An 11,534-nucleotide genomic window follows, 5' to 3' on the forward strand; every position below is an offset into this window, starting at 1 on the left:
GCTCTATACGACAAAACCCCACCCTGGGTGTCCAGGATGGGGTGCGCGTTACGCGGTTAAAGCTGACTCTAGGAAGCAGCCGGTGCGTTAACGTCCTCCGGCAGAGCAGCCTTGGCAGCCTCGCACAGAGCGGTGAATGCGTCGAAGTCGTTGACGGCCAGCTCGGCCAGGTTCTTGCGGTCGACCTCGATCTCGGCCAGGCGCAGGCCCTGGATCAGACGGTTGTAGGTCATGCCGTTCTGGCGAGCACCAGCGTTGATGCGCTGGATCCACAGCTTGCGGAACTCGTTCTTACGAGCCTTGCGATCGCGGAACTCGTAAGTCTTGGAGTGGAGCATCTGCTCCTTTGCCTTGCGGTACAGGCGGGAGCGCTGACCACGGTAGCCCTTGGCGGACTTCAGTACTTCGCGACGCTTCTTCTTGGCGTTCACTGAGCGCTTGACACGTGCCACGGTGATACTTCCTTTTCTTTAAGAGTGCGCGCCTCTAACCAGCACTTTCGCAAGCGCTGTATCTACTCGATGACGCGGTTGGGTGAATAGGGGTGGGAAAGCGGGCTTTAAGTTATGCCTTGCCCAGCAGACGCTTCATGCGCTTGACATCGGCCGGAGCGACGTCCTCGGTGCCCTTCAGGCGACGGGTGCGCTTGGAAGGCTTGCCCTCCAGCAGGTGGCGGCGGTTAGCCTGCTCGCGACGCAGCTTGCCGGAACCGGAGATCTTGATGCGCTTTGCGGCACCCTTGTGAGTCTTCTGCTTCATTGGTGAAAAACCTCTAACAACTAGTTCTGTTACTACTTCTTGCCCTTGCGGACCGGGCCCAGCACCATGGTCATGTTGCGACCGTCTTGCTTGGCACGGGTCTCAACTACGCCGTATTCCTCGACGTCGTTTGCCAGTCGCTCAAGCAACCGGAACCCGAGCTCCGGGCGAGACTGCTCACGCCCGCGGAACATGATCGTGACCTTGACCTTGGAGCCCTTCTCCAGGAAACGAATGACGTTGCCCTTCTTGGTCTCGTAGTCGTGGTCGTCGATCTTCGGACGGAACTTCTGTTCCTTCACCACGGTCTGCTGCTGGTTCTTACGAGCTTCGCGGGCCTTCTGGGCCTGCTCGTACTTGAACTTGCCGTAGTCCATGATCTTTGCCACGGGCGGCTTGGCGTTCGGTGCAACCTCTACAAGGTCGAGGTCAGCTTCATAGGCCAGCTTTCGCGCATCGTCTGTCTTGACGATACCGACCTGTTCGCCGCCTGGACCGACGAGTCGGACCTCAGGGACTCGAATACGGTCGTTGATGCGAGCTTCTGCGCTAATGTGAACTCCTCAGTAGCAGTTTTGGTTAATGTCTTACCGACCCCTGCAGTACTGAAGATCCCCTGTGTTCCCCCACAATCACAGCCATTTTGCGCCGGCGGGAACAACTGCCCTGCATCACGCATTACACTTCTGGATTCTCCTGAACCCATCCGTGCCTGTGGCTACGACCCGAGCCCAACCTCTAAAGGCGGTCTCTAGGTGGGAGAAGGAATCTCCACTTGCAGCCCGTTTCCGTTTGTTTGAGACGAATTTGAGATAGAGCGACTCAAACCGCCGGAACGAGACGGTAGTGCTTGGAAGTATAACAATCGTCCGAGCATTTACCAAAACCAATACTGCGCCCTGGCGCGCCGAATAAGAATAAGCTTTTGAGCCATGAACAACTCTTCTAACGGATCCGCACAGCCCACCAACGACCTCATCAAACGCATCGATGATCTTGCCCGCTCGCAGGTGCAGGCGCAAACGCAGATGATCGCCATTCTGCGGGAGGTCGCCCTAAATCAACAAAGGCTCTCGCAGGCACAACGAGCCGCTGCTCCTTCTTCTTCCTTAGTGACGCCCCCAGCCTCACCTCCCCCGCGCTCCAAACCGGACTTACAGGCCCCGCCGGCTCAGGCTCCACAGAAACACTCCCCTGTGCCGGCTGAACGGTCGGCTGAACGCAAGATGGAGCGAACTCAAGCTCCCAAGCCTCAGCCCACACAACCTCAGCCCGCACAACCTCAGTCCAAGCCGGCTCAGCGTCAACAGCAGCCACAACAGGCGCAGCACCACCCGGCGCGCCCCGCGCAACCGCCGCGCCAGGAGCCCGCACCGCCAAAGCAGCAAACGCCGGTACGTCCGCAGGCGTCGCGACCTCAGGCACCCCGCCCGCAGGCATCGCGACCTCAGGCTCCGCGCCCTCAGGCTCCGCAACCAGCTGCCCCTCAGCCACAGCCCCAGCCAGCAGCGAAGCAGCAGGAGCCAAAGGAGCCGAACAAGCTGCAACAGTGGTGGGAAAAGGAGGACCTGGTCACTCGCCTGCTGGCGATCATCGGCGGCTCCATCACGGTTGTCGGCCTCACCTTCCTGGCTCTATTGGCCTATGCTTCCGGAATCCTTACTCCGGAGGGAGCGGTCATTCTCGCTGCGGTGATCTGTGGCGGTTTGGCCGTGACGTCGACGATCGTGCACAAGAAGCAACCAGACGGAGTGAGCTCGTCAGCGCTATTGATAGTTGCCACACTGGGCGGTTTGGCGGACCTCTGGGTCGCGGTGTTTAACCTGGGATGGTTCGGTGAGGCGCTCGGTAGCGTGCTGACGGTAGTCATATGTGCCGGCGCATTGGCTCTGGCATATGCCTGGAAGAAGGAAGTCCTCGCGGTGGTCGTCACCGCCTTTGCGCCCCTATTCATCCTGCCGGCGGCAGCGAACTTCCTCTCCATGTTCCCCGCCGACCAGGAAGTGCAACGCGAAATCCACAATGGTTACTTCGCCGGCAGCCTAATCGCCGCCGCTATCTGCGGCTTCGCAGCCCGCTGGGGGCGCCCGTGGTTCAAGCTTCAGACCACCGCGACCATTACTTACATCTGCGCGATGCTGCTGAGTGCACCCTTCATACTTTCGACGTTCCTACTCGGCGTGGTGGGCTTCGCGCTCGTGACGATCATCAGTTTCGTCCCACCGTTTGCATCCCGCCAGCTTCACCTCAGCGGCGTAGTTGCCGTAGTGATCATTCCGTCGGTGTGCCTGTTGTCCAACAATTCCTGGGCGGCTGTTGTCTTTATCTCCCTAGTAACTGCGTGCGCATACATCATCGCTCGCATCAACGGCGGCATCTTCCAAGCGGACTTCCAGATTCCAGGAACAGAACCGCTTCCACCACAGCTGGCCAACGCGTTCGCTTTCATAATCTCCGCCGGCACTCTCCCCATTGTCTTCATCATCCGCTTCTTCCAGTGGTACGCGTTGGATTCTGAGCTACGGCAGACCCCCGCTGAAGCCTCGGCGTTTGGCTACGGGAGCATCATCGTCGCTGTGGGGCTGCTGCTATACACCGCAGCCGTTGTATGGGGACTGCCGCGCATGCCTAAGAATGTCGCATGGATCTCTCTGATGTGCTCTTTCCTGGCGGTGTTCACCTACGCACCGCGCAGCTGGGTCGGGGCAGATAGCATGCGTGTTCCGGACTCGGCGATCGTCTTGGTAGTCAGCCTCGCGCTAGCGGTGGCGCTTCTGTATCGCCACCAATACCTCCTCGAGACCGACCTGCGCGGAATCGCTGGACGCGAGATTCCGGGTAAGCAGTCCAACTCGGAAGTGACGATGTTGGTCATCGGCGTAATCACGCTTGTGCTTGCTTCCTCCGCAATCCCCGCCGTCGCTATGGCTATCTCCACCACGAAGCTGTCATTCATGGTGGCACATGTGCTGATCTCCGTCAGCTGGATGTTGGGCGCCGTGTACCTGCTGTACCGCAACAACTCGAAGCCCGGCCTGATGCTGGCAATTATCGCCACCGCCAAGCTTGTCTTCTACGACCTGTCCGTCCTCGGTGGCCTTGTGCAGGCTCTGGCGTTCCTCATCTGCGGCATGGTGCTACTGGTTGCCGCCATTACCCGCGAGAAGCCAAACAAGACGCCTCCGCAGCAGCCCCTGCAGCAGCCGCAACCGACGATGCCACAACCGCAGCAGCCGATGCAGCAACAGCCTCAGCAACCCCAGCAGTCCCGGATGCAGGATCAGAGCATGGATCGCAGGTAGCGGCCGGTGTGGGAGGCCTCCACCTCCACAACCTGCTCCGGGGTGCCCTCGGCAACAACGGTGCCACCGCCGGAGCCGCCCTCCGGCCCCATGTCCACAATCCAGTCGGCAGCCTTGATGACGTCCAGGTTGTGCTCGATGATGAACACGCTATTGCCCTTGTCCACGAGCCCCTGGATCACCAGCATCAGCTTGCGGATGTCCTCGAAGTGCAGGCCGGTGGTCGGCTCGTCGAGGATGTACACCGTCCGGCCGTTGGAACGCTTCTGCAGCTCGGCGGCCAGCTTCACGCGCTGTGCCTCACCACCGGACAAGGTGGTGGCCGCCTGACCCAGGCGGACGTACCCCAGGCCCACATCCACCAGGGTGTTCAGGTAGCGGGAAATCGAGGTGACGGGCTCGAAGAACTCCGCTGCCTCGGAAATCGGCATGTCCAGCACCTCGGCGATGGACTTGCCCTTGTAGTGAACCTCCAGCGTCTCGCGGTTGTAGCGAGCGCCCTCGCAGACTTCGCAGGGCACGTACACGTCTGGCAGGAAGTTCATCTCGATCTTCAGCGTGCCATCGCCGTGGCAGGCCTCGCAGCGCCCGCCCTTGACGTTGAACGAGAACCGGCCCGCGGTGTAGCCACGCACCTTCGCCTCAGTCGTCTCGGCGAATAGCTTGCGGATCTTGTCGAACACGCCCGTGTACGTAGCCGGGTTGGATCGCGGAGTGCGGCCAATCGGGCTCTGATCCACCTGCACCAGCTTGTCCAAGTGCTCCGTGCCCGTGATTTTCTTGTGGTGTCCCGGCACCTGGCGCGCCTTGTTCAGGGTGTTGCTCAGAGACTTCGCCACGATGCCGTTGATCAGGGAAGACTTACCGGAGCCCGACACACCAGTGATCAGCGTCAGCACGCCCAGCGGCAGAGTGACGTCCACGTTCTTCAGGTTATTTTCCTGGGCGCCGTGTACCGTCAGCACCCGGTCCTTATCGATCGGGCGGCGCTTCTCCGGGACAGCCAGCACCCTTTCACCGGACAGGTACTGGCCGGTCAGGGAATCCTTCGCCTCGAGGATCCCCTTGGGCTCGCCCTGGTAGACAATCTCGCCGCCGTACTCGCCAGCACGCGGGCCAATATCCACCAGCCAGTCGGCCGTGCGGATCGTGTCCTCGTCGTGCTCCACCACGATCAGAGTGTTACCCAGGTCGCGCAGGTGCTGCAGGGTGCGGATCAGCCGCTCGTTATCGCGCTGGTGCAGGCCAATAGAAGGTTCATCCAGCACATACAGCACGCCCGCCAGGCCGGAGCCGATCTGCGTGGCCAGGCGGATGCGCTGGGCCTCACCACCGGAAAGCGTGCCCGCGGAGCGGGACATCGACAGGTATTTCAGGCCAACATCTAGCAGGAACTTCAGGCGCGCCTGGATCTCCCGCAGAACCGCCCCGGCAATCATCTCCTCGCGCTTGCTTAGAGATAGGTTTTCGAGGAAGCTGCTGGCGTCCGCAATAGAAAGATCAGAGACCTCGGCGATGGACAGTTCCTGCTCGCCCGAGGCAATAGTTACGGCCAGAACCTCCGGCTTTAGGCGCGTGCCGTCGCACGTCGGGCAGGCGACCTCACGCATGTAGCTGCGGTAGCGCTCCTTGGACCAGTCGGAATCGGTTTGGTCGAGCTTGCGCTTCAGGAAGGGCATCACGCCCTCGAAGGGCGCGTTGTAGGTGCGCGAACGGCCGTAGCGGTTGCGGTAGCTGACCTTGATCTGCGTCTTGTGGCCGTTCAGGATGGCCTTGCGGTGGGTTGCCTTCAGGTCCTTCCACGGGGACTTCGGGTCGAAGCCCATCGCCTCGCCCAGTGCGTTCACCAGCTTGGTGAAGTACTTGCTGTTCGGGCTAGACGACCACGGCGCGATCGCGTCGACCACGGCTGCGTCCTCGTCCGGGATCACCAGCTTCTCGTCTACCTCCAGGCGCGTGCCCAGGCCGTCACAGGCAGGGCAGGCTCCGTAGGGCGAGTTGAAGGAGAACGTGCGCGGCTCCAGCTCATCCAACTGGATCGCGTGACCATTCGGGCAGGCCATCTTCTCGGAGAAGCGGCGCGTGCGGTGCGGGTCGTCGTCCGGTAGGCCCACGAAGTCCAGAACCACGATCCCGTCGGCCAGCTGCAGGGCGGTCTCGATCGAGTCTGTCAGGCGCTGCTTCTGGGATTCCTTTACCTGCAGGCGGTCCACCACCACGTCAATGTCGTGCTTGACCTGCTTTTCCAGTGTCGGCGGGTTGGACAGCTGATGAACGGCACCGTCAACCTGCACGCGGGAGTAGCCCTGCGCGGCCAGGTCCTCGAAGAGGTCCACGAACTCGCCCTTTCGGGTGCGCACTACCGGCGCGAGCACCTGGAACTTCAGCCCCTGCTCCATCGCCAGAATCTGGTCCACGATCTCCTGCGGGGTCTGGCGCTGGATCACGCCGCCACACTCCGGGCAATGCGGAATACCGGTGCGGGCGTACAGCAGGCGCAAGTAGTCGAAGATTTCCGTCACCGTTCCGACGGTCGAGCGCGGGTTGCGGTTCGTGGACTTCTGGTCGATGGACACCGCCGGGGACAGCCCCTCGATCAGCTCCACGTCCGGCTTATCCATGCGTCCGAGGAACATGCGCGCATAGGAGCTCAAAGACTCAACGTATCGGCGCTGGCCTTCTGCGAAGATCGTGTCAAAGGCCAGGGAGGATTTACCCGAGCCAGACAGCCCCGTAAACACGATCATCTTGTCGCGCGGTAGGTCGATATCCACGCCCTTGAGGTTGTGTTCGCTGGCTCCACGGACAATCAGCTGATCGGCCACTATTCACTCCTTATTTGTTGATCCATCAACCCTGCTAGTCTACGTCATCGCCGAGACATCGCTAATGTGGTGCCATGCAGCAAGTTACCGAATTTAGCCATCTTTCCGCACCGCGCGACGTGCAGGTTTTAAGTACTGACGCCCATACGTACGCAGTGACGACCGTGGGTTCTATGGACAACAACTGTTGGTTGCTGTGCCGGGGCGGCGAGGCGCTGCTGGTGGATGCCGCCGACGATGCAGAACACCTGCTGGGCCTGGCCGAACAGCTGGGTGTACATATCACCGACGTGCTCACGACCCACCAGCATGCAGACCACACCCGCGCGCTGGCAGACGTCCTAAAGGCGACAAGCGCCCGCCACCACGGGCCACGCCTGGATGCCGAGGCGCTGCCCGTGGCGCCGGACCGGGTGTACGGAAACGACGAAGGTTCGCGGGAACCACTGGACCTGGCCGGTACACAGCTGCCGGGGCTGGGGCTGCAGGTTGTCGAACTGCGGGGCCACACCCCGGGCGGCCTGGCGGTGCTGGATCTGGCCGACGGGCGCGTGCCACGAGGGTGGGTGGGTGACAGTGTTTTCCCCGGTGGCGTCGGAAAAACAAATAGCCCCGAGCAGTTCCAGCAGCTCCTGGGCGACGTGCGCGACAGGATCTTCACCCTCCCCGGAGAAACCCGAATCCACCCTGGTCACGGTGATTCCACTTCCGTTGGGGAGGAAAAGGGCAAGGTCGATGAATGGGCCGCGCGAGGCTGGTAGGTAGCCCCGGACCCCACTCCCGGTGAGATTGATTCAGGTAACCTGGGAGATTGTTCGAGCACGACTAAACGCAGTCAAGGGTCGTGCCACCAACTGATGAGGAGTGTGTAGACCCCAATGTTCCGTACCCTTGCCCGCCCGCTGCTGGCTTCCGCTTTCGCCGTTGACGGCTCCCAGATGCTGCTGAACAGCAACGAGTATGCAGAAGACGCAAAGGCTATCAACGGCACCCTGCGTTCCGTGCTGCCGCAGGATAAGGCCGGCCTGATTCCTGACGATGCTGAGACCACCGTGCGTGTGGTTGGCACCACCAAGGTCGTCGCCTCTGCCCTGCTGGCCACCGGCAAGGCTCCGCGCCTGGCCGCCGCTACCCTGGCCGCCGTGCAGATCCCGACCGCGCTGTCCCGCCACGCATTCTGGAATGCTTCCAATGGTGCGGAGCGTAAGGAGGAGATCCGCGGCCTAGTGACCGACCTGGCGCTGCTGGGTGGCCTGGTTATCACCTCTGCAGATACCGCCGGCAAGCCGGGGCTGAAGTGGCGTGCGCAGCAGGCAATGCCGGGCAAGACTGAGCAGCAGAAGATGCTGGAGAACGCTCAGACCCAGTCCAAGGCCTTCGCTGCCAGCGCTTCCGACCAGGCCCAGGGCTTCTTCGCCAAGACGAAGGAGGTTGCCGGCCAGGTACAGGATAAGGTTGCCGACTACGTGGACGAGCACCAGGACGAGTGGAAGGAAACGGCCGAGAATCTGCGCGAGCGCGCAGCTGAGTTCGGCGATCAGGCTTCCGACTACGCACAGTCCGCTGCTGCCAAGGCACAGGATGCATGGGAGGACTTTGACGCCGAGGATCTGAAGAAGGACGTTCAGAAGGCCACCAAGAAGTCCCGCAAGCGCGCCCAGAAGGCACAGAAGCAGGCGCAGAAGCGAGCAAAGAAAGCTCAGAAGAAGGCGCAAAAGCGCTTCAAGTAAGAGCTAAATACACTTAGAGCCCCTGGTTAGTTCAGCTACCAGGGGTTCTTTGCTATCGAAAGCATCGCAGAGGGAGTAAACTGGCGTGCTCTATCCTTAAAAGCCCAGACACAGAAGGGAACTCCCACCCACCTTGTCGCTCACCGACGACATCGCTGCCGAGCAGCACTACCTCGATGACCTCCTAGAACGGGTAGACCAGGCCCGCGAGAAGCTGGAACAGCGGCTCAAGGCTGTCCGCCTGGAGGCCGATATCGACGACCCGCAGGGTCTGATGGTGCGCGACCGCGAGGCACGCGACATTGCTCAACGCCTGGATTCCTACTCTGCGGCAGAGGTTGGTTTGATGTTCGGGCGCATCGACGTGGAGGATGCGGAGGCGGAGAACCCCGTCCCCGGAAACGAACACCTGGATCGCCGATACATCGGGCGCATCGGCCTACACGATGACGACGAGCAGATGCGCACCCTGCTGATGGACTGGCGCGCTCCCCTGGCCCGCCCCTTCTACCTGGCCACCACCCTGCGCCCCGACGGGGTACACACGCGGCGGCACATCACCACCCGTGGTCGGACGGTGCGCAGCGTGGCAGACGAACAGCTATCCACCACGGCAGGACCGACCGATGCGGTAGGTACTGGGCCGCGAGGGGGCGTCGCCAAAGAAGAAGCGCTACTCGATGCCGTCAACAGGGCGCGCACCGCGTATATGCAAGACATCGTAGAGACGATCGCGGCGGAACAGGACGCGATCATCCGCGCCGCACACCGTGGCGTGACCGTGGTCCAGGGAGCGCCTGGAACCGGCAAGACTGCCGTGGCGCTGCACCGGGCGGCGTACCTGCTGTACACGTGGCGCGAGCAGCTCGATAACACGGGCGTGCTGATCATCGGCCCTAACGACCGCTTCCTTTCCTACATTTCGCAGGTGCTGCCCTCGCTGGGCGAAACTGGCGTGGTGCTGGCAACCCCCGGCACCCTGCTGCCGAACCTGCACACCGTGCCGGAGACGAACCTGCTGGCGCGCGAGGTCAAGGGTTCGGCGGAGATGCTGACGATCCTGGCTGATGCGATCAAGACGTACCAGACCGTGCCGGAAGACAGCATCGACATCAGCATCGACGGGCTCAACGTGCAGCTCACGCCGAAGATGGTGCGTGCTGCCAGGACTCGTGCGCGGCGCTCCCGCAAGCCGCACAATCATGCGCGGGCGGCCTTCCTGGACCACGGGCTGAATTCGCTCGCGGAGGCCCTGGGCGAGAACATCGGCGCCGACCCTCTGGGAGGCGAAAACCTGCTGGGTAAGGGCGACATCGCCACCCTGCGCGAGGAACTCGGTGCGGATCCGACGATCGTGGACGCACTCGGGCAGTTCTGGCCCGAGCTGCGCCCCACCCAGGTGCTGGAGCGGCTATACGCGGACCCGGCGAGCATCGCGGTCGACTACGACGAAGACACGTGGCGCGGCCTGGCCGCCCACCCCAGCGGCGAATGGACCGACGCCGACGCGCCACTCATCGACGAACTGATCGACATGCTGGGCTACGTCTCCGACGAGGAAACCGCCGCCGAGGAGCGCGAGCAGTGGCTGGAGAAGATCACCGAGGCGCAGGAAGCGCTGGACATCCTGACCGGATCGGCCAGCCAGGACCTGGACGATGGGTTCGCTCCCGAGGTGCTGATGGCCTACGACGTTATCGACGCCGAAACGCTGGCCGCCCGCCAGCAAGTCCGCGACCACCGCACCACCGCTGAGCGCGCGGCAGCCGACAGCCGATGGGCGTTCGGGCACGTGATTGTGGACGAGGCCCAAGAGCTCAGCGAAATGGCCTGGCGGATGGTGTTCCGCCGCTCGCCGAATAAGTGGATGACTTTGGTGGGCGACCCGGCGCAGACCGGCAATCCTGGCGGGGTGGATAGCTGGAAGGAGGCGCTCTCCCCCTTCGTGGCCGACCGCTGGCAGCTGCACCAGCTGACGGTGAACTACCGCACTCCGAAGGACATTGCGGACCTCGCAGCGCCACTACTGCGCGAGATTGACCCCTCGCAGCCTTCTCCCCTGGCCCTGCGCGAATCGGGTACCGGGGTGCGGTATATGCCGACGAAGCGCACCGATCTGGGTTCACAGGTTCAGGCCGCAGTTGAGCACGCGCGGGCACTCCCGGGTGAAGCTGGCCTGATCGGCGTGATTACCGCCGCCCCTGAGCACCTCAAGGGCATCGTGACGGAGCAGGTAACGGAGCAGTCCGAGACAGAAAGAGCGGGCGCGGAGGTTGTGCTGGTGGATACCGCCGCCGCGAAGGGGCTGGAGTTCGACGAGGTGATCTTGGTTGAGCCGGCGGACATTGTAGAGAGCTCCCCCCAGGGGCTCAACGACCTCTACGTGGCAATGACTCGCGCCACCCAGGGACTGACGGTCGTGCATGCCCGCCCGCTGCCCTGGGATTAGGCGGGTCTAGCGTGGATCAGAAAGGGTTAGTCCCTGGTGCCGACGGTGTGGACGATCATCACGTCGCACTCCGCCTGGCGTGCCGCATCGGCTGGCACACTGCCCAGCAGGCGCCCGGTCAGCGAGTTAATGCCACGGTTGCCGACGACCAGCAGGTCCGCCTCCTCGCTCTTGACGATGCTCATCAGCGCCTCCACCGGGTCGCCTTCCTTCAGCACCGCGCGGACCTTCTTCGCGCCCTCGCCTTCGGCCTCTTTTCGTGCGGACGCCAACACCTCAGCCGCAGACATCTCCCCGTCCACCGCAGTGGTCTGCTTAGTCGCGGTATCCGCGTGCTCCCCCACATACGCGCTGGCCAGGACGAGCTCCGCGTCCATGGCGGCGGCTACGCCCGCGGCGCGTCGCACTGCTAGAAAAGAAGATTCTGACCCATCGGTTCCGACCACGACTGTGTTGTACATAACTCTAA

The 11,534-nt window shown here is 62.5% G+C and carries 9 protein-coding genes; 4 read left to right on the top strand and 5 right to left on the bottom strand.

Translation table 11 applies throughout. The features are described from left to right. Positions 1 to 68: 68 nt before the first annotated feature. The 3 genes from rplT to infC all read right to left on the bottom strand — a co-directional run bounded on the left by rplT (position 69) and on the right by infC (position 1,313). Entirely contained in the window at positions 69 to 452 is a 384-nt protein-coding gene (gene rplT, locus QKE30_RS03125) for a 50S ribosomal protein L20 (RefSeq protein ID WP_011273437.1), read from the bottom strand. A 112-nt stretch (positions 453 to 564) separates the two neighbouring features. Then, complete coding sequence (gene rpmI, locus QKE30_RS03130) at positions 565 to 759, bottom strand: 50S ribosomal protein L35 (protein WP_005295736.1); 195 nt, start codon at positions 757 to 759, stop codon at positions 565 to 567. A gap of 32 nt (positions 760 to 791) precedes the next feature. Then, positions 792 to 1,313, bottom strand: a complete 522-nt coding sequence (infC, locus tag QKE30_RS03135; RefSeq protein ID WP_077536299.1) for a translation initiation factor IF-3 — start codon at positions 1,311 to 1,313, stop codon at positions 792 to 794. A 378-nt stretch (positions 1,314 to 1,691) separates the two neighbouring features. Here infC and QKE30_RS03140 point away from each other — a divergent pair, with 378 nt between their 5' ends. Then, the gene (locus tag QKE30_RS03140) at positions 1,692 to 4,061 is read left to right on the top strand and encodes a hypothetical protein (protein WP_347934081.1); all 2,370 of its coding nucleotides are present in this window, start codon (positions 1,692 to 1,694) and stop codon (positions 4,059 to 4,061) included. On the opposite strand, the gene uvrA is transcribed toward QKE30_RS03140, so the two are convergent. Next, complete coding sequence (uvrA, locus tag QKE30_RS03145) at positions 4,040 to 6,886, bottom strand: excinuclease ABC subunit UvrA (protein ID WP_347934082.1); 2,847 nt, start codon at positions 6,884 to 6,886, stop codon at positions 4,040 to 4,042. The two genes, QKE30_RS03140 and uvrA, sit on opposite strands and share 22 nt — an antisense overlap. Before the next feature lie 74 nt (positions 6,887 to 6,960). Between uvrA and QKE30_RS03150 the strand changes: the two genes are divergently transcribed. The 3 genes from QKE30_RS03150 to QKE30_RS03160 all read left to right on the top strand — a co-directional run bounded on the left by QKE30_RS03150 (position 6,961) and on the right by QKE30_RS03160 (position 11,065). Further along, positions 6,961 to 7,647 carry an MBL fold metallo-hydrolase gene (locus tag QKE30_RS03150; protein WP_347934083.1) on the top strand — a complete coding sequence of 229 codons (687 nt, stop codon included), beginning with the start codon at positions 6,961 to 6,963 and terminating at the stop codon, positions 7,645 to 7,647. A gap of 117 nt (positions 7,648 to 7,764) precedes the next feature. Beyond that, positions 7,765 to 8,616, top strand: a complete 852-nt coding sequence (locus QKE30_RS03155) for a DoxX family protein (protein ID WP_347934084.1) — start codon at positions 7,765 to 7,767, stop codon at positions 8,614 to 8,616. A gap of 133 nt (positions 8,617 to 8,749) precedes the next feature. Further along, the gene (locus QKE30_RS03160) at positions 8,750 to 11,065 is read left to right on the top strand and encodes an ATP-binding domain-containing protein (RefSeq protein ID WP_347934085.1); all 2,316 of its coding nucleotides are present in this window, start codon (positions 8,750 to 8,752) and stop codon (positions 11,063 to 11,065) included. A 26-nt stretch (positions 11,066 to 11,091) separates the two neighbouring features. Here QKE30_RS03160 and QKE30_RS03165 read toward each other — a convergent pair whose 3' ends face one another. Continuing rightward, positions 11,092 to 11,526, bottom strand: coding sequence for a universal stress protein (locus tag QKE30_RS03165; protein ID WP_005295751.1), 435 nt, complete (start codon positions 11,524 to 11,526; stop codon positions 11,092 to 11,094). Positions 11,527 to 11,534 lie beyond the last annotated feature (8 nt).

Origin of the sequence: Corynebacterium sp. c24Ua_83 (assembly GCF_039907245.1) — a bacterium.
Taxonomy (GTDB): Bacteria; Actinomycetota; Actinomycetes; order Mycobacteriales; family Mycobacteriaceae; genus Corynebacterium.